General features: G+C 47.0%; 20 protein-coding genes and 1 riboswitch. Of the genes, 16 read left to right on the plus strand and 4 right to left on the minus strand.

From position 1 onward, the window contains the following. Positions 1-106 precede the first annotated feature (106 nt). Positions 107-601 (minus strand): large conductance mechanosensitive channel protein MscL, encoded by a 495-nt coding sequence (gene mscL / locus QP794_RS29370; protein ID WP_285080235.1) that lies wholly within the window; start codon positions 599-601, stop codon positions 107-109. A 268-nt stretch (positions 602-869) separates the two neighbouring features. Beyond that, positions 870-969: riboswitch (purine riboswitch) on the plus strand. A gap of 305 nt (positions 970-1,274) precedes the next feature. Between mscL and QP794_RS29375 the strand changes: the two genes are divergently transcribed. Continuing rightward, positions 1,275-1,862, plus strand: a complete 588-nt coding sequence (locus QP794_RS29375; protein ID WP_024632141.1) for a xanthine phosphoribosyltransferase — start codon at positions 1,275-1,277, stop codon at positions 1,860-1,862. 1 nt (position 1,863) lies between these two features. Then, positions 1,864-3,225 carry a nucleobase:cation symporter-2 family protein gene (locus QP794_RS29380; protein WP_285080236.1) on the plus strand — a complete coding sequence of 454 codons (1,362 nt, stop codon included), beginning with the start codon at positions 1,864-1,866 and terminating at the stop codon, positions 3,223-3,225. A 313-nt stretch (positions 3,226-3,538) separates the two neighbouring features. On the opposite strand, the gene QP794_RS29385 is transcribed toward QP794_RS29380, so the two are convergent. After that, positions 3,539-3,877, minus strand: a complete 339-nt coding sequence (locus QP794_RS29385) for a DUF4870 domain-containing protein (RefSeq protein ID WP_053779715.1) — start codon at positions 3,875-3,877, stop codon at positions 3,539-3,541. 152 nt (positions 3,878-4,029) lie between these two features. Next, positions 4,030-4,311 carry a transposase gene (locus QP794_RS29390; protein ID WP_285080240.1) on the minus strand — a complete coding sequence of 94 codons (282 nt, stop codon included), beginning with the start codon at positions 4,309-4,311 and terminating at the stop codon, positions 4,030-4,032. Positions 4,312-4,707: 396 nt separating this feature from the next. Here QP794_RS29390 and QP794_RS29395 point away from each other — a divergent pair, with 396 nt between their 5' ends. The 9 genes from QP794_RS29395 (at position 4,708) to QP794_RS29435 (ending at position 12,414) form a co-directional block, all read left to right on the plus strand. Further along, complete coding sequence (locus QP794_RS29395) at positions 4,708-4,896, plus strand: hypothetical protein (RefSeq protein ID WP_017690840.1); 189 nt, start codon at positions 4,708-4,710, stop codon at positions 4,894-4,896. 232 nt (positions 4,897-5,128) lie between these two features. After that, positions 5,129-5,890 (plus strand): type I methionyl aminopeptidase, encoded by a 762-nt coding sequence (gene map, locus QP794_RS29400; RefSeq protein WP_024632137.1) that lies wholly within the window; start codon positions 5,129-5,131, stop codon positions 5,888-5,890. Positions 5,891-6,472: 582 nt separating this feature from the next. After that, the gene (gene coxB, locus QP794_RS29405; protein ID WP_079348831.1) at positions 6,473-7,525 is read left to right on the plus strand and encodes a cytochrome c oxidase subunit II; all 1,053 of its coding nucleotides are present in this window, start codon (positions 6,473-6,475) and stop codon (positions 7,523-7,525) included. A 71-nt stretch (positions 7,526-7,596) separates the two neighbouring features. Further along, complete coding sequence (ctaD, locus tag QP794_RS29410; protein ID WP_443146447.1) at positions 7,597-9,447, plus strand: cytochrome c oxidase subunit I; 1,851 nt, start codon at positions 7,597-7,599, stop codon at positions 9,445-9,447. Continuing rightward, positions 9,444-10,070, plus strand: coding sequence for a cytochrome (ubi)quinol oxidase subunit III (locus QP794_RS29415; RefSeq protein ID WP_285080244.1), 627 nt, complete (start codon positions 9,444-9,446; stop codon positions 10,068-10,070). The genes ctaD and QP794_RS29415 overlap by 4 nt, the downstream gene beginning before the upstream one ends. Before the next feature lie 3 nt (positions 10,071-10,073). Next, positions 10,074-10,394 (plus strand): cytochrome C oxidase subunit IV family protein, encoded by a 321-nt coding sequence (locus QP794_RS29420; protein WP_079348834.1) that lies wholly within the window; start codon positions 10,074-10,076, stop codon positions 10,392-10,394. 106 nt (positions 10,395-10,500) lie between these two features. Then, positions 10,501-11,424 carry a cytochrome c oxidase assembly factor CtaG gene (ctaG, locus tag QP794_RS29425; RefSeq protein WP_285080245.1) on the plus strand — a complete coding sequence of 308 codons (924 nt, stop codon included), beginning with the start codon at positions 10,501-10,503 and terminating at the stop codon, positions 11,422-11,424. A gap of 36 nt (positions 11,425-11,460) precedes the next feature. Continuing rightward, positions 11,461-11,925, plus strand: a complete 465-nt coding sequence (locus QP794_RS29430) for a DUF420 domain-containing protein (RefSeq protein WP_285080246.1) — start codon at positions 11,461-11,463, stop codon at positions 11,923-11,925. A 162-nt stretch (positions 11,926-12,087) separates the two neighbouring features. After that, the gene (locus tag QP794_RS29435; RefSeq protein WP_285080248.1) at positions 12,088-12,414 is read left to right on the plus strand and encodes a hypothetical protein; all 327 of its coding nucleotides are present in this window, start codon (positions 12,088-12,090) and stop codon (positions 12,412-12,414) included. 107 nt (positions 12,415-12,521) lie between these two features. On the opposite strand, the gene QP794_RS29440 is transcribed toward QP794_RS29435, so the two are convergent. After that, positions 12,522-12,683, minus strand: a complete 162-nt coding sequence (locus QP794_RS29440) for a hypothetical protein (protein WP_285080249.1) — start codon at positions 12,681-12,683, stop codon at positions 12,522-12,524. Between the two features lie 250 nt (positions 12,684-12,933). Here QP794_RS29440 and QP794_RS29445 point away from each other — a divergent pair, with 250 nt between their 5' ends. The 5 genes from QP794_RS29445 (at position 12,934) to QP794_RS29465 (ending at position 17,255) form a co-directional block, all read left to right on the plus strand. After that, entirely contained in the window at positions 12,934-13,647 is a 714-nt protein-coding gene (locus QP794_RS29445) for a hypothetical protein (RefSeq protein WP_285080251.1), read from the plus strand. A 92-nt stretch (positions 13,648-13,739) separates the two neighbouring features. Continuing rightward, positions 13,740-14,129, plus strand: a complete 390-nt coding sequence (locus QP794_RS29450) for a GntR family transcriptional regulator (protein WP_285080252.1) — start codon at positions 13,740-13,742, stop codon at positions 14,127-14,129. 15 nt (positions 14,130-14,144) lie between these two features. Beyond that, entirely contained in the window at positions 14,145-15,041 is an 897-nt protein-coding gene (locus QP794_RS29455; RefSeq protein WP_285080254.1) for an ATP-binding cassette domain-containing protein, read from the plus strand. A gap of 20 nt (positions 15,042-15,061) precedes the next feature. Then, positions 15,062-15,964, plus strand: coding sequence for an ABC transporter ATP-binding protein (locus QP794_RS29460; protein ID WP_285080255.1), 903 nt, complete (start codon positions 15,062-15,064; stop codon positions 15,962-15,964). Next, positions 15,957-17,255 (plus strand): ABC transporter permease, encoded by a 1,299-nt coding sequence (locus tag QP794_RS29465; protein WP_285080257.1) that lies wholly within the window; start codon positions 15,957-15,959, stop codon positions 17,253-17,255. The genes QP794_RS29460 and QP794_RS29465 overlap by 8 nt, the downstream gene beginning before the upstream one ends. The last annotated feature ends 39 nt before the right edge of the window (positions 17,256-17,294 follow it).

The raw sequence follows: 17,294 nt of genomic DNA on the forward strand, positions 1-17,294 counted from the left end.
AGAGCAAGCAGGATTTACTTTACATAAATCCGATCATGATAACAATGGTCTTCAATTTAGTCCGGCTCAGAAATTGGATTCTGAGACGCTCGAAGCGTGGAAACGATTAAGCCGTTGCACCAGTTCCTTCTGCTTCCAGTTCCGAGGTGCAATGTGAACAGCGAGTAGCGGCAGCCGGAATTTCGGATAGACAGTACTTGCAAGCCTTGGTCGTTTTTTGTGGCTCGGGCTTTTTGTGTTCTTTGCTTTTGATGTAATTGATACCTTTCACCAGCATGAAAATACAGAAAGCAACGATGAGGAAATCAATCATCACGTTGATGAATTGTCCGTAGGCAATCACCGTAGCGCCAGCTTCATTGGCTTGAGCGAGTGTTGTGATCTCCTGACCACTGGCAGTTCGCATATCCCGATCCAGGTTAAAGATTTTCTGACTGAAATCGATGCCTCCAAGCAGTTTACCCACTGGCGGCATAATGATGTCATTCACGAGGGATGTGACAATTTTGCCAAAAGCAGCCCCGATAATGACACCGACCGCCAGATCGATGACGTTGCCACGTACGGCAAATTCTTTAAATTCCTTCAGTACGCCTTTCATGTTTGCAAATCTCCTTTATTAAATAATTCATAATACAGGCGGCGTATCCATCGATTCTCCGTTCGGACACGCGCTTCCGTTCTCATATTGTACATAAAAAACACGCATCAATCATCCCTTTTATGCAAATTAAGACAAGTTTCCGCAACTTCCATGAAAATACTTCTTTATTTCACGCCGCCAATTCGGTATACTTCTAACATTATCAATTCTGTTCACACTTTTACATTCAGGTTCGCGATCATATATTGTAACGAATCATGGAGCTTAAAAATTAAATATGCCGACTCGTATATGTGCAGGAATAGGCCTGCATGTTTCTACCCGATCACCGGAATGATCGGACTACGGGAAAGATCTGCAACGTTTGTAAGGTATGTAGAGAAAGGATTCTTGGGCTGTTTGTCTGAAAAAGAATGTTCAGGCAGCTTCATATTCCTATTTCGATAGGGAGTTTTGAGTGAGGTTTGCTCTGAGTCATCCTGTTATCATGATTTTGCATTCCATTACACTCGCAGTATCCAAGCGCTTGTCCACATACGTACAAGTCCGTCTTTTCCCGTCTCCGGTCCTTCCGCAGCGTGTAAAAAGGCGGGCTTTTTGTTTTTTTACAGAGCGGATCGATGGTCATGCAGGCTTCTGTACGGGAGGGCGCACAGGGGGAAGAATTACGATGCAATTGTTAAAAGACAAGGTAATACAGGAAGGCATTGTTCTGTCCGAGCAGGTACTCAAAGTGGATTCGTTCCTGAACCACCAGATGGACCCGGTTCTGATGAAGGAAGTGGGCAAGGAGTTCATCCGTCGTTTTGAAGGGGAGAACATTACACGTGTATTGACGATTGAATCGTCAGGGATCGCACCAGGTATCATGACTGCGCTGGAACTCAACGTGCCGCTTATTTTTGCACGGAAGCAGAAGTCACTTACGCTCACCGAAGACATTCTGGTCGAGAAGGTGTACTCCTTTACGAAGCAGGAGACGAATGAAATTACAGTTGCGAAGAAGTTCATGCAGCCCGGTGACCGCGTACTAATCATCGATGACTTTCTGGCGAATGGCGAGGCAGCATTTGGTCTGGCCCGCATTGTGGAGCAGGTAGGTGCTGAAGTGGTGGGTATTGGCATCGTTATTGAAAAGGCGTTCCAACCGGGAGGTCGCTTGCTGAAAGAAGCAGGATACCGTGTGGAATCGCTGGTTCGTATCGGGGCGTTGTCAGACGGACAGGTTACGTTTGCGGACGAGGAGGTCACGATCTAATATGGCACGCGAACGTATTTTTCAGCGGCATCGGCATCCGATCAAAACTTTCTCTTTGGGTCTCCAGCATGTGCTGGCGATGTATGCAGGAGCTGTCGTTGTACCGATTATTGTCAGCAAGGCACTAGGCTTTACAACGGAGCAGTTAACCTATCTGATTGCAATTGACCTGCTCGCCTGTGGTGTGGCAACACTATTGCAGGTATGGGGCAACCGTTTCTTCGGAGTGGGACTGCCCGTTATGCTTGGCTGTGCATTCCAGGCCGTATCACCAATGATTTTAATTGGGATGAAGAGCGGTGTGTCTGCTATTTATGGTGCGATCATCGCGTCAGGGATATTCGTTGTATTGTTCTCGGGCATTTTCGGGAAATTGATTCGACTCTTTCCGCCAGTCGTCACCGGATCAGTAGTAACCATTATTGGTCTGACACTGATTCCGGTAGCGTTCAACGATCTCGGCGGCGGCCAGGGCGCAGAAGATTTTGGCAGTGGAGTTCATCTTCTGCTCGGGTTCGGCGTATTGTTGTTCATCATTCTGATGACAAGGTTTACTACAGGATTCGTTCGTTCCATCTCAGTGTTGATTGGCCTTCTCGCCGGTACCGTGGCAGCAGGGCTTATGGGTGAAGTTAACTTTGCGCCAATTCGCGAAGCGAGCTGGTTCCACGTCGTGCAGCCGTTCTACTTTGGCAAACCGACGTTTGAGATTGTACCAATTCTGACCATGATTCTGGTGGCGATTGTCAGCGTGGCTGAATCCACTGGTGTATTTATGGCTCTCGGCAAAATTTTGGATAAAGACCTGTCTTCCAAAGATCTGGCCCGTGGATATCGTGCAGAAGGCTTGGCGATTGTACTGGGTGGTATTTTCAACTCATTTCCATACACGACCTATTCTCAAAATGTAGGGCTTGTGCAGATGACTCGCGTCAAAACGCGTGATGTTATCGTTGTAGCAGGCGGACTGCTTGTGGTCATCGGATTTGTACCGAAGATTGCGGCGCTCGCACAGCTTGTTCCAGGTTCTGTTCTTGGTGGGGCCATGGTTGCATTGTTCGGTATGGTAGTATCGTCCGGTATTCGTATTCTGGGCAGTCAGGTCGATCTGAATCGTCATGAGAACCTGTTCATCATCGCCTGCTCTGTAGGTATGGGGCTGGGGGTAACGGTTGTGCCTCAATTGTTCGCAGGTGCACCGGACTGGGCACAGATTATGCTCGGTAACGGAATCATTGCAGGTAGCTTTACAGCTATTTTCATGAATTTGCTGTTCAATGGTCTGGGTACTCAAGCAACAGCTGCCAAAATGGCAGAACGACAAGCGGATGTAATCCTCGGGGATAACGGCAAGTCGGCGTAAAATGTAAAGATGAAATCGTCATTATCATTACCTCAATGCATCCAATATGTATGTTATGTTAACTTCATATTCCTCATGGCATGAATAATAAATGCTGTAAATAAAAAGTTAAACGACTTGAACGATTCAGGGGATGAATCATCTATGCTGTGAATTGTTATTGAGGATAATAAACAAAACACCGGAAACTCCATGCTTGAAAGGGCAGGATATCCGGTGTTTTTGCTTTTTTTGGCTAGAAAAAAAGATGGATTATTATGTTGACTCACGGGATGAATTACTTTGGGGGTAAAGCCGATCGACACGTTATATCTTACAGATGCCGCATCTGTTTCTCTGCAAAGTCTCCGACCCAAGGGAGCTTCAGCCATTTGCCTTGCAGACTGGTGACCACCATGAGAAGCCAGATCACCACGCCAAGCAGGGACAACAGTGATGCCAGCAGTGGGCCAAACAGCGGGAGGAATGCACATAGCACATGGCCGACCATGATGATGCCAAATACCGTGACGGATTGAAGTGCATGAAACAGAACAAAACGGCTGCGTTTCTCTACAGCCAGAAAGACGATTCCGCCTACAAAAGTGAACAGATAACAGAGCATGCCGGCAATATTTTCATCCAGACCGCTTGATGATTTCATGGGGGACATCCGGTCCAGCCTCCTTTGTCCTTTTTATATAGGCTATGAGGAAGGTGGACAGAACTGAACCGGATGGGACGAAATGTATCTTTGCTCATTCAAAAGGGACATGTTCCTAATGCTGCCCTGGAACATGCCCCTTTCTCGCCTCATTATATAACTTAACGGTCACCACGCTGAAAGTGTCTTCGTGGATGGGTAATCTTGCCAATCTTATCAGTGTCATTCTCTTTGGGAACCAAACGTTCGTCGGTACGACCTTCGTGATGGTTGTCAAAAGCGAATTCCGTCAGTTCCCATTCGGTCTTACCGAGAACAGGGTCAGCCGGGAAGTGTTGTCCGCGATGCAGATGCTCTTCTTGTCCAGCTTCGTTGGTGTATATTCCGTCCACATCCACCTTTTCATGCGAAAGGGGCAGCATTTCTTTGTCTTTCTGATCCATAAAACAACGCCTCCTTAGATCCCAGTATTTTAACTGTATGGGTTGTCCGTGATAATATCCCCCGAATAGTTGAGTGTTATGCTGGATATATTAATTCCGTATAGAAGTGTCATTTTTATTACATATGATTCGGAATTAAACTTTTTGGGCATAAAAACCGTTATAAATATTAGGTAAAGTTGTCAAGTCGTAAGATACTTCCGAATATGCTACAATAAGATTATGATTCATACCGAATCATATCGGGTATTTATAGTGTCAGGTACTTGCTTAAGCAGGGTTCCCGACCTAAAGCTTGCTTTGAGCCGCGCACACAACTTCATGGATGGCATTTAAGACTTATTCGGCATTCTCTAAACGGAGCATTCACTTTCAACGTTTTGGGAGGGAATTACAATGGCAACGAAAGGTCACAATGAGGTCAAAGAAAGTTTGAGGGAAATGACTCGGATTTTCCGTCCTAAAGATCCAAAAAAATTCGTGAAGGAGTACGTGAGAAAATACCGGATTACGGGTGGATACGAGGAAGAATTGACTTCTGTGGTCGAGCATGAGCTTGTCAAGATGGATTCTTCCGTGTCCTGAAACACACACAACTCTGAATATACTGTTCCGATATGAATAGAACCGTCTCACGGGCATTAGGCTCCGGCAGGCGGTTTTTTTTTGTTTGGAAAATGATATGTATATATTTCTAATGGGTAATGGTTCCCAAAGAGTAATTGGAATAAGCCTCCGAGCTTCGCTGCACTTTTGGGGGGCTTTGTTCCGTTCCTGCTGCATATACATGGAAGTACACATATGGCAGGAAGGATGAATGCATGTGGACCCTATTTTGAAAACAAAAGAAGAGATTGGCTACATGCGGGAAGCAGGACGCATTCTGCGAAGCTGTCACGAGCAAATTGAAAAGTGGCTCGCCCCTGGTGTAACCACAGGTGACATTAACGAGCGGGTGGAAGCTTTTTTGGCTGAAAGAGGAGCTACACCTGAGCAAAAGGGATACAAAGGGTATCCATACGCTACATGCGCCTCCGTTAATGAAGTGGTTTGCCACGGCTTCCCTGATGACCGGGAACTGTCCACAGGAGATGTGGTAACCATTGATATGGTGGTGAACAAAGACGGCTGGCTTGCCGACTCTGCATGGACGTATGGGATCGGTGAACAACGCAGGTCCATTCGTAAGCTAATGAAGCGAACGGAAAGGGCACTTCATAAGGCCATAGCACTGGCAGTGCCAGGAAATACGCTGGGGGATATCGGGAATGCGATTGAGCGGACAGCGAAGATGTATCGTTACGGTATTGTGAAGCCTCTCATTGGTCATGGCATTGGTCAATACATCCATGAACCCCCAAACGTGCTTCCTTACGGGAAACGCAGAACGGGTATGTTGCTGACAGAGGGCATGGTTATTACCATCGAGCCCATATTTACAAAAGGCAGCTCTGGAGCGGTTGTATGGGATGAAGACGGCTGGACGGTAAGAACCGTTGATGGAAGCTGGGGCGTCCAGTATGAGCATACGGTGGCTATCACAGGGGATGGACCTCTTATACTGACGGATGGGACATGAATGCTGAATCACTTGCAAGCTGGTAGTGGGGCTGTATAACGGTGTCGAGATATACAATTGGTTTAGGCTCCGTACCGTCTGATTCTAAATGGAGGCGGTATGGGACCCACTGCTCCTTCCAAGAGTTGTAAAGGAGATCACCCGATGCATGCTTTTCTTTTTTTGCATAATACTGCATGTTTTCAATGTGAGAAAAATCGGCAAAAAAATCAATTTTATCACCGAAATTTGGCAAAATTTTTCAAAAGTAGAGAGTAATACTTTTAACTGAAATCGGTTACAAATCAAGTTGTGGTGCGGTTTTTTTACATATAGTGAACAATTTGTGAACATGTGTCCAAAGATTGACAAAATCATACCCTCAACTTATATTTAATAAGTGATTGAACCATATAGAATGAATTGGAAGAATGCGCAGACATGCCCTTAGCAGGAAAAGACGGGATTAGTGGAAGCGTTATTTTTGTAAGCGTTCTGTATGTCGGACAGGATTACCTGTATCGTGCTGAAATGAACTTAATTTGAGTTTATTTTGGGCGAAAACGGAAATCTACGAAAATGTTAAAAAAGTGGGGTAGATCAATGATGAAACAGTGGCAGGTTGCAAAGCGAATTCTCCCCTTGCTGGCGGTGTTCTCTTTGCTGCTATCCGCATGCGGGCGGGAAGACTTGTCGGTAATGAAACCTCAGGGTCCTGTGGCGCAAGGCCAATATGATCTGATGAAGCTGTCCATTACGATTATGATCGTGGTGCTCATCATTGTATTTGCTATTGCTGCGTATGTGTTGATCCGGTTTCGCAGACGAGCCGGGCAGAATGAAATGCCCGAACAGGTTGAAGGTAATTTCAAGCTGGAAGTAATATGGACAGCCATTCCGTTGTTGCTTGTTATCGTTCTGGCAGTACCGACGGTAAAAACGATTTTTGCCCAAGGCGAAGATCTGTCCAATGACAAAAATGCAATTCAGGTCAAAGTCACCTCGCATCAGTACTGGTGGGAATTCACTTATCCTCAATATGATGTAACCACCGCTCAAGATCTCATCATCCCGACCGGAAAGAAAATCGCATTCGAATTGAAAACCGCTGACGTGCTTCACTCCTTCTGGGTGCCGTCACTTGCGGGTAAAATGGACACAAACCCAGATGGGACACTTAACAAGTTCAGCTTCTCGGCGCCGAATGAAGGCGTTTACCGAGGTAAATGTGCTGAATTATGCGGCAGGTCGCATGCCTTCATGGAATTCAAGGTAAAAGCGGTCAGTCAGGAATCCTTTGACAAATGGGTCAATGAAATGAAAGCCCCGGCGGTACTTCCGGAAGATACCCAATTGGCTGAGAAGTTCAAGACGAACTGTCTTTCTTGCCATGCAGTTGGGGATCAGGGCGGGCCGGTTGCGCCTAACCTGACGGGAATCGGCGGCAAGCAATCCGTGGCAGGCATTCTGTTGAACCAGGGTGAAGGACAGGAAGACGGCAATCCGGTACTCGACAACATGAAAGAATGGCTCCATGATCCACAATCCGTGAAGCCGGGCAACACGATGCCTAATCCGAAAGACCTTGGGCTCACTGATGAAGAAATCGACGGAATTGCCGAATATCTGGCCAACTACAAATTGGACTATGAATAGAACAGCAAGGACGAAGAAGGGGGTACACAACCTTGGCTCATGCTCATAGCGTCAAGCGGTATAGGGGCTTGATGGATTGGATCACCACCGTCGATCACAAAAAAATCGCCGTTCTTTATTTGATTGCGGGTGGATTTTTCTTCGGAATCGGCGGTATTGAAGCCATTTTGATTCGGATTCAGTTAATGAAACCGATGAATGATTTTGTGTCGGCACAGGTCTTTAACGAATTGATTACGATGCACGGAACAACAATGATTTTCCTTGGTGTCATGCCTATTATTTTTGCTCTGATGAATGCCGTTGTGCCTTTGCAGATTGGAGCGCGGGACGTTGCTTTCCCTTTTGTTAACGCGCTGGGTTTCTGGACGTTCCTGTTTGGCGGACTGCTGCTGAACCTGAGCTGGTTGATGGGAGGTGCACCGGATGCCGGCTGGACTTCGTATACGCCACTCTCTGGCAGTGAGTACAGTGGGACGCACGGTGTGGATTTCTACACGATAGGACTTCAGATCGCAGGTCTGGGCACACTCATAGGGGGCATTAACTTTCTCGCAACCATCATTACGATGCGTGCGCCGGGAATGTCCTATATGCGGATGCCGATGTTTACTTGGACGACATTTATTACATCAGCTATTATCCTTTTTGCATTCCCTGCCATTACGGTAGGACTTGTATTGTTAACGTTTGACCGTATACTGGGAGCCAATTTCTTCGATGTTGCGGGTGGTGGTAACCCGGTACTCTGGCAGCATATCTTCTGGATCTTTGGGCACCCGGAAGTATACATTCTCATTTTGCCGGCATTTGGTATTATCTCGGAGGTTATTCCAACCTTTGCACGTAAAAGACTGTTCGGTTACAGCTCCATGGTGTTTGCAACCATCCTGATTGCCTTCCTGGGATTCATGGTGTGGGCGCATCACATGTTTACAACAGGTCTGGGGACCGTGGCGAATGCATTGTTCTCCATATCTACGATGCTGATTGCTGTACCAACGGGGATCAAAATATTTAACTGGCTCTTTACGATGTGGGGCGGTCAGATTCGTTTTACGGCAGCAAACCTGTTTGCTGTAGGATTCGTTCCAACCTTCGTTATGGGTGGGGTTACGGGTGTCATGCTGGCCTCTGCGCCTGCGGATTTCCAGTTCCATGATACGTACTTTGTTGTAGCTCACTTCCATTACGTTATCGTTGGTGGGTTAGTACTTGGTTTGTTCTCAGGACTACATTACTGGTGGCCGAAAATGTTCGGTCGCATGCTGAGCGAAACACTTGGAAAATGGACGTTCTGGACATTCATGATCGGCTTCCAATTAACGTTCTTTGTTCAGCATTTCCTTGGTTTGATGGGGATGCAGCGCCGGATCGTTACATACTTGCCGAATCAGGATTTTGATCTGCTCAACCTGGTCAGCTCCATCGGTGCATTCCTGATGGGTGTTGGGGTCATCATGTTCCTCGTGAACATCGTGATTACAACAAGAAAACCAGTTGATGCACCAAATGATCCGTGGGAAGATGGCCGTACGTTGGAGTGGTCCATTCCATCTCCGCCGCCGGAATATAACTTTAAGCAGACGCCTCTGGTACGCGGAATAGATGCATACTGGAAAGAAAAAATGGCAGGACATACGGAGATGACACCGGCTGAACCTGTAGGTTCGATTCATATGCCGTCAGCAACTCCACTGCCGTTTGTGATGTCTGTTGGTATATTCATTGCCGGACTGGGTCTAATGTTCAGCAAGGATGATTTTGGCAATGCCTTTATGAACGGATTGTTCAACAATTATATTGTGGTTATTATTGGCCTATTGATTACATTTGGTGCTATGGCGCTGCGGTCACTTTACGATGATCATGGCTGGCATATTGAACCGGAGGATCAGGATGAGAAGGGGGTTAGAACATGACAACTTCACATGCCGAACCGATAAATGGCAAATTGCCGCATGAACCGGAGAAAGCAACGCTGGAAGGACGCAACAAGCTTGTCGGCTTCTGGTTGTTCCTTGGCGGCGAGACAGTATTGTTCGGAACCCTCTTCGCAACCTTTTTGGCCCTCCGTGGCCAAACGAATGACGGACCGACGGCGAATGAATTGTTTCATCTGCCACTCGTGGCTGCCGCAACCTTTATTCTCCTGGTCAGCAGTTTGACAAGTGTATTTGCCATCCAGGCGATGCATAAGGGGAAGCGCAATGCTCTCGCTCTCTGGCTTGGCATTACCGTTGTACTGGGTCTCGGATTCCTCGGTCTGGAAATTTACGAGTTCTATGAATATGTGAAACATAAAGAGTTCGGCATGACCACAAGTGCATTCAGTTCAGCGTTCTATACACTCGTTGGGTTCCACGGAGCTCACGTTGCATTCGGTATTATGTGGATCGGGCTTATTATCGGGCAACTGTTCAGAAAAGGCTTAACGGTCGTAACTGCACCTAAAGTATACGTCTCCGCAATGTACTGGCACTTTATTGACGTGGTCTGGGTGTTTATCTTTACGGTCGTGTACCTGCTCGGAAAGGTGGGGTAACACATGTCGGTACAGGATAAGAGTGATCAACAGCCTGTGAAGCATCGTCACCGGACGGAAGGGCCACAGAAACACGTTGTTGTTTTTATATTCTCGATCATCCTGACGCTCATTGCGTTCGCGGCGGCGGCCGCGGGAGGAGTCAATACGACCTTTACTATTATTATATTGGTGGTAATGGCGATCCTTCAGGTGTTTGTACAGCTCGGTTACTGGATGCACTTGAAGGATAAAGGGCATTTAATGCCGATCCTGTTTATGGCCTTCGGATTTTTCGTAGCTTTTACGTGCATCATTATGGCACTCTATTGGGTTTGGTGGTAAAAGAGATGGCGGCGGCGCAGTGTCGCCGTCTTTTCCCCTTTTAGGCGAATCAATCCCGTAATGGATTCAGGCAACAACCAAAACAGGTCACGGGGAGGTTTCCCGTATGCTCGGGTTGCAATATTTTAGTTTCAACGATTTATGGAGTCCACTTATTCTGGCGTTGTTTCTGCTCATTGCCGCAGCTTATCTAGTGCTCGTCGGTCCGTTCAGTGAGCGGATCAAGGGGGCAGATCAGGCGACAGCTGTACAGAAGATTATGTTTATTACGGGGCTTACGGTGTTGTACCTTGCACAAGCGGGGCCCTTCAATCTGCTGGGGCATGTGATGTTCAGCTTCCATATGGTGAGTATGGCTCTGTCCTATCTGGTAGCGCCGCCGCTACTGATGAAGGGATTACCCCTCTGGGTATGGCGCGGAATCATTCGGTGGCTGCCGACACGGCAGTTCTCTTTTTTGGCCCATCCCATCGTGGCGGCTGTGCTGTTTAACGGATTGTTCTCGTTATATCATTTACCGGTGGTACATGATTACGTGATGTTGAATTTCACGGTTCACCGTCTGTATTACATTGTACTTTTCATCACTTCCATGCTGATGTGGTGGACGCTGCTCAATCCGTTGCCTGAAGGCAGACAGGCGTCAGGGCTGTCCAAGATTGGATTTATTTTTCTGAACATGGTGCTGCTGACACCAGCTTGTGGGCTGATTATTTTTGCTTCCGAACCCTTATATGCGACTTACAGCAACCCGGCGGTATGGGCTGAGGCGATGCGGTATTGTGTATCCGGGGATTCTACGGCTTTGCTGCGTTCGTTCGGTGGACCGGCGTTCTTCAACTTCCTGTCTTCTGCGAAGGAAGATCAGCAGGTGGGCGGTATTTTGATGAAATTCATACAGGAAGGTATCTTCGTCTCTATGCTGGCATACGTCTTTTTCCAATGGTACCGTAAAGAAAAACGGGAAGATGATGATGATCCGTATCCTATAGAGAATTCGGGAGGACCGCTTAATCCTGCAGCGAAATAACACAAGTCTTGTTTGGACAAGAGGGGGAAACACACGATGGATATGTATTTTCTGCTACCCACGATCAGTACTTCTTTCATTGTGATTAGCGCGGTGCTGGTTGGAATTGGCTGGGTGCTAATTATCCGTGGCAAACGGGTGGCGCACCAAACCGCGATGATTGCAGGGGCCATTGCTGCCCTTCTGTTCTTTGTCATTTATATGTCTCGTACCATCTTTGTCGGGAATACGGCTTGGGGTGGGGACCCGGAGATGGAGATCTTCTATCGGATATTTCTGATCTTTCATATTATCCTCGCCACGGTGGCAGCGGTCTTCGGCATCTCCACTCTGGTGCTTGGTTTCAAAAAGAAATTCAAGACCCATCGTCGCTGGGGACGATTTACATCCATGATCTGGTTCAGCAGTGCCATCACTGGCGTTATTGTATACGTTCTGTTATACCTGCTGTATCCTGGTGGACATACACGTCCGGTATGGGAAGTTATTTTGGGCGTTTAATAGTTTATGTGATGAATAGAATTCTTTGAAAATATGAAAATGGATGAATCCATTCGTTGATTGGTCCAAGCTCCCTCTCTCCTTGATTCATAGAATGAGATCGAGAGGGGGAAAAGAAATGAAAAAACAGTCCATGTAAGTCAAACGTATCCACGTCTCACGGTGTATTCAGAAGAGGGTTACCGTGGAAGAAGCAGGGTATACCGTGGTAACACGGGTCTCCGCAATCTGGATAACATTCTGGGTGGGGTAGAGAGCCTGCGTTTCTTCTCGACAAGTTCGAATGCAACGCTGGTTGTGTTTACGAGACCTAACTTTCAAGGCGGATTCCGCGTCTATCGTGGGAACACCAATTTGAGAGATTTGGATGATCTGATCCGTGGCAATGATGTGAAATCCTTGATCTCCACCAATCAGCGGCTGACTCTGGAAGAGATTCGTGCGATCCGTAGGAATCGTACTCTGCCGAGTGGTTATGAGCTGATTTAAGGATTAGACCTCCTTGGTATTCAGGTGCCGGGAAACAGGAAAGAGCTGTTCCGAATTGTGTTCGCACAATATCGGATACAGCTCTTTTTTGGGTTTGAGAAGTTATCTTAATCTCCACCACCGCCGCCACTGTCCCCACCACTGTCATTGCTGCTTCCGCTATCGCTGCTGTGATGGTGAGTAAATCCCGAAAAAGAATCACCGTCATGATGCTTGTGATCGTAGGTGTGTCTGGAATGATGAGAATAGGAGCACAAATCCGATCTCAACCAGCCAATCCATAGGTGAATCAATCCTTTCTATGTATCCTATAAGTTGAACGAATGAATATACAATGAATCATTGTATATTCGGAATCAAGTTTTATTTTATCGTATCTATGATATGAATCCCACCCGTACTTCCTGATTCAGGAAAATAAGGGGTTGACGGGACAAGAGAGTGGTCTGTATACTGTGTATATTGATATATACAGTAGACACAGTGAGCACAGTCAAGATGGAAAGGCAGGCAGGCGATATGAACGCATGGAAACAGGCGTGGTGGTTGACCCGTAGTGAGATGAACAAGGATAAGCTCCAATGGCTGTGGACTGCAATTTTTATGATATACACTGGCGGCATGAGTGGTGTGATGTTATTAGGACAACAGAAGACAGATTTCATTAATCCTGTTGTAGATACTTTCTTTTTAATCATGGTGCCATTTCAGGGGTTTCTGTTCAGCAGACGATCTTTCCGTTATATACAGGAGGATTCCTATACTCAGATGCTGGCCTACTATCGCAGACTTCCCATTCCTAACGAGACGGTGATGTGGTCGAGACTTCAGCAGTCTCTGATGGCGTTTACGTATAATGGTGTCTTTTTCTATGGATCACTGTATGTGGTCGGGTTGCACGAGGAAGGGTTCCTGTGGGATCAGTACCTGGCCTTTGGCATAACTTGTACAGGTTACGGACTTCTCATGACAGGCTTATATATTTACGGAGAGTTTCTGCACAGTGGTAAAAAATATTTGCTTCTCAGTTCGCTGTTCTTGCCGCTTACGATCATCTTATCCTTACTGATCCGAACATCGGGCAGTTACGGATTTTCGATTGTAATTGATATGAGTAAAACATGGGGGCTGCTTTCCCCGATTATGTGGGTTGCTTTGGTGGCTGGCCTAGCGGGATTATGGCTTTTCAGTCGATTGACGCTGAAGAAACTTTCCACTCGGGATTTGAGTTAATGGTATGAGGGATGAACGCAAAAATGAATACAGGATGAAACCGGCACGGACAGGTAACAGACTGGAGTGTACCGGAGGGCGAGGTGCAAGATGTGAAAATACCCATTCAGATTAATGAAAATAGCGCTGAACCTTTATATCACCAAATTGAAAATCAGTTAAGATCGTTAATTGTTACGGGTCAGTTGGGGGAGGGGACACATTTGCCGTCCATTCGTGAGTTCGCCGGAGCGCTGAATTGCAGTGTCATTACGGTTAGACGGGTCTATCAAGATCTGGAGAATGAAGGCCTGCTTCGTACGAAGCAGGGGACGGGTACATTTGTGGCCCAGGTAGAAGCCAGCGACAGAGAAAATTATAGAATGAAGGCCGCACAGGAAGCAATGCAGGCAGCGGTGCAGTCTGGAAAATCAGTAGGATGTACGGAAGAAGAACTGGAGAGTCTGTTCCGGGAAGTCCTGAAGGCAGTTTACTCGAAGTGAGGGAGTGATTCATACATGGAGCCCATAGCAGTTCAGTTGAACGGCGTGTCCAAAATGCGAAAACGCAGAGTTATTGGCCCGATCGATCTGACCATCCCGGAAGGGTATGTAGTTGCTATTCTCGGCCATAACGGTTCAGGCAAAAGCACACTTCTTAACATGCTGCAACAAGTGGTACTGCCTGATGCCGGGCAGATTATATGGTTCGGGAAGGAACATGAGGGGCCGCTTCCCATTGAACTGAGACAACAGATCGGTTTTGTGGCTGACAACGCTGGGCTCGAAGAGAACCGGATTACTGCACAGGAAGCAGCTGATTTTCGGGCCTACTGGTACCCGCGTTGGGATATGAAGTTGTTCAACCAACTGGTTCACGATATGGAAGTGCCTGTTGATGTGAAGCTGAACAAGATGTCCAAGGGTGAACGGCGGAAATTCGAGATCGCTGCTGCAATCGCAGCTCGCCCAAGATTATTGCTTTTGGATGAGCCTTCATCAGGTCTGGACCCCTTTGCCTGGAAAGTGATGGTCGAGCAGTTCCGTACCTTTATGGCTGAGGGAGACACCACGATTCTGATTGCCACACATATTGCGGATGAAGTTAAAAGGCTTGCAGATTACATCGTATTGATGCACCGTGGTCAGTCGTTGGGGATGGCCGAGAAAGATATGGTGCTCGATCAGTGGAAAGAAGTCTGGTATGAAGGAGATTTGCGACCAGAGAGTATTCCTGGTGTTGTGGAATCTTCTTCTGAAGAGAGAGGGCTGGTCCGCGTCATTACAACCCGGGTCAGTGAAGCGCAGGAAAGGCTGGAGCTGTCCAATAACCGGGTATTGAAAATCCGTAACCTGGAATTGGATGAAGTCTTGGCATTCTGGATTGCCGGGTATGCACCGGCACAGTGGAGATAACCGAGGGGAGACGATACAAGATGAACCGATTGGAATTGAAACAGGTAGTCAAGCAATATGCAGACAAAACAGCAGTTAATGGTGTAACGCTCAATGTAAAAGAAGGGGAGATTTACGGTCTGCTTGGAGCCAATGGCGCTGGTAAAACAACAACGATGCGTATGGTGCTTGGGCTGATCCATCCGGACGGGGGAAATATCCAGTACAACGGCAAACCCTATAGCACAGAATTGCAGCAGATTATGGGATATCTTCCGGAAGAGCGCGGTTTGTATCCTAAGGTAAAGGTCAGTGAACAGATCAATTATCTGGCCCGTCTGCGCGGCATGAATGGAAAGGATGCGGATCAGAGCCTGAAGTACTGGTTGGACCGATTCGAAGTGCCGGAGTATTATGACAAAAAGATTGAGGAACTATCCAAAGGTAATCAGCAAAAGATGGGTTTCATAGCCGCAGTGGTCCACAGACCGCAAATTCTCATTCTGGATGAAGCCTTCAGCGGACTTGATCCGGTGAACGTGGAACTACTGAAGTCCACGGTGAAGGAATTGCGTGATGAAGGCACAGCCATTCTGTTCTCGACACACCGGATGGAGCACGTCGAAGAATTATGTCGTCAGATAACAATACTGCATCGCTCCAACACTGTGGTACAGGGAGAGATCAAGGAGATCAAGAGTCGTTATCCTCGTGAGCACGTATTCCTGAGCACAACGGGCATTGTCAACGGGCTGGAACTGTTGCCGGGTGTGAAAAAGGTAGAGCAAAATGAGCGTGGATACCTGATCCATATTGGTCAGATGGAAGCCGCTCAGGAAATTCTGAGAGCAGCCATGGCTCAGACGACCGTTGAACATTTTGAAATCAAGGAACCAACGCTTAATCAAATCTTTATTCGTGAGGTAGGTGAGTCGAATGAATAAAATGGGCACGATTATCGGATTTACGTTCAAAAACAAAGTGAAAACGAAGTCTTTCATGGTGACGACCATTGTACTTGCACTTTTAATTACGATTGGACTCAATATTCCATATTTCATTACTTTATTTAATGGTGGTCCCATTGGCGGAGGTGCAGGCGGAAATCAGCCAGTGAATATCGGTCTTCTGAGCACGGGCCAAACAGAGGTAGCCGAGAAATTGGAGACATATTCGTCCGCACAAGGAAATGAGACGTATCAAGTCGTTAACGACGCAAGTAAAGATGAAGCGGCACTCAAGGCCGATGTGGAATCTGGGGTGCTGGATGGGTACCTGAAGTTCGAACCTGTGGCGGGGCAAGATTTCCCACAACCTGTCTTGTATTCAAGTGATGATATTTCCCCGCAGGTTATAACACCCATTGAAGCTGCGCTGCAAATTGTGAAGCTGGATGTGGTGGTGAAGGATACACTCACGGCGGAGCAAAAACAGCTTATTAGTACGCCGGTGAAACTGACGGAGCACAGTCTGGATTCTGACCAAAGTGGAGCTGCTGCGGAGTCAGAAGGTGGCATGAGCGGCATAAACTACGTAGTTGTTTACCTGCTGATTATCCTGTTGTTCACATCAACGATGATGACAGGTAACATGATTGCTTCCGAGATTACAGCCGAGAAGAGCTCGCGTATTATGGAGATTTTGATTACAAGTGTATCTCCGCTCAGTCAGATGTTTGGTAAAATCATCGGTATTTTCATGGTAGGTTTGCTACAAATCGGTATTTTCGGTGCCGTAGTTGCGGGGAATATGCTGTTACCGCATAACCGCGATGTATTGAGCGATTTCAATATGAATCTGAGTGATGTGAACGTCGCCGTTATTGTATATGGACTCATCTTCTACATTCTGGGTTACTTCCTGTATGCGGTGATGTTTGCGGCCATTGGATCGATGGTGAGTCGGACAGAAGAACTGGGTCAGGCCGTATTGCCCATTACGATGTTGTCCCTGGTTTCCTTCTATATTGCGATTTTCAGTATTGCTACACCGAATATTTTGCTCTTAAAAGTAGCAAGCTTCATTCCGTTCACATCGCCAACGGCAATTCTGGTACGGATCGGGGCAGGCGTTGCGCCAACCTGGCAGATCTGGACGTCCCTGGCCATTCTCGTGGTATCGATTATGATCTTCGGCTGGCTGGCAGCGAAAATCTATCGTACAGGTGTGCTGATGTATGGTAAACGCCCAACGTTTAAGGAATTGTTCAAAGCAATGAAGGCGTATAAAATCTGATCCGAGTTTACGAACAAACAACAGCAACAGCAGACAAAC

It is taken from the genome of Paenibacillus sp. UMB7766-LJ446 (assembly GCF_030226665.1).
Taxonomy (GTDB): domain Bacteria; phylum Bacillota; class Bacilli; order Paenibacillales; family Paenibacillaceae; genus Paenibacillus; species Paenibacillus vandeheii.

Bases quoted from the DNA above. Each gene is read 5' to 3' on its own strand.
- mscL (WP_285080235.1), bottom strand. From the start codon at position 601: ATGAAAGGCGTACTGAAGGAATTTAAAGAATTTGCCGTACGTGGCAAC.
- QP794_RS29375 (WP_024632141.1), top strand. From the start codon at position 1,275: ATGCAATTGTTAAAAGACAAGGTAATACAGGAAGGCATTGTTCTGTCC.
- QP794_RS29380 (WP_285080236.1), top strand. From the start codon at position 1,864: ATGGCACGCGAACGTATTTTTCAGCGGCATCGGCATCCGATCAAAACT.
- QP794_RS29385 (WP_053779715.1), bottom strand. From the start codon at position 3,877: ATGTCCCCCATGAAATCATCAAGCGGTCTGGATGAAAATATTGCCGGC.
- QP794_RS29390 (WP_285080240.1), bottom strand. From the start codon at position 4,311: ATGGATCAGAAAGACAAAGAAATGCTGCCCCTTTCGCATGAAAAGGTG.
- QP794_RS29395 (WP_017690840.1), top strand. From the start codon at position 4,708: ATGGCAACGAAAGGTCACAATGAGGTCAAAGAAAGTTTGAGGGAAATG.
- map (WP_024632137.1), top strand. From the start codon at position 5,129: ATGCATGTGGACCCTATTTTGAAAACAAAAGAAGAGATTGGCTACATG.
- coxB (WP_079348831.1), top strand. From the start codon at position 6,473: ATGATGAAACAGTGGCAGGTTGCAAAGCGAATTCTCCCCTTGCTGGCG.
- ctaD (WP_443146447.1), top strand. From the start codon at position 7,597: ATGGATTGGATCACCACCGTCGATCACAAAAAAATCGCCGTTCTTTAT.
- QP794_RS29415 (WP_285080244.1), top strand. From the start codon at position 9,444: ATGACAACTTCACATGCCGAACCGATAAATGGCAAATTGCCGCATGAA.
- QP794_RS29420 (WP_079348834.1), top strand. From the start codon at position 10,074: ATGTCGGTACAGGATAAGAGTGATCAACAGCCTGTGAAGCATCGTCAC.
- ctaG (WP_285080245.1), top strand. From the start codon at position 10,501: ATGCTCGGGTTGCAATATTTTAGTTTCAACGATTTATGGAGTCCACTT.
- QP794_RS29430 (WP_285080246.1), top strand. From the start codon at position 11,461: ATGGATATGTATTTTCTGCTACCCACGATCAGTACTTCTTTCATTGTG.
- QP794_RS29445 (WP_285080251.1), top strand. From the start codon at position 12,934: ATGAACGCATGGAAACAGGCGTGGTGGTTGACCCGTAGTGAGATGAAC.
- QP794_RS29455 (WP_285080254.1), top strand. From the start codon at position 14,145: ATGGAGCCCATAGCAGTTCAGTTGAACGGCGTGTCCAAAATGCGAAAA.
- QP794_RS29460 (WP_285080255.1), top strand. From the start codon at position 15,062: ATGAACCGATTGGAATTGAAACAGGTAGTCAAGCAATATGCAGACAAA.
- QP794_RS29465 (WP_285080257.1), top strand. From the start codon at position 15,957: ATGAATAAAATGGGCACGATTATCGGATTTACGTTCAAAAACAAAGTG.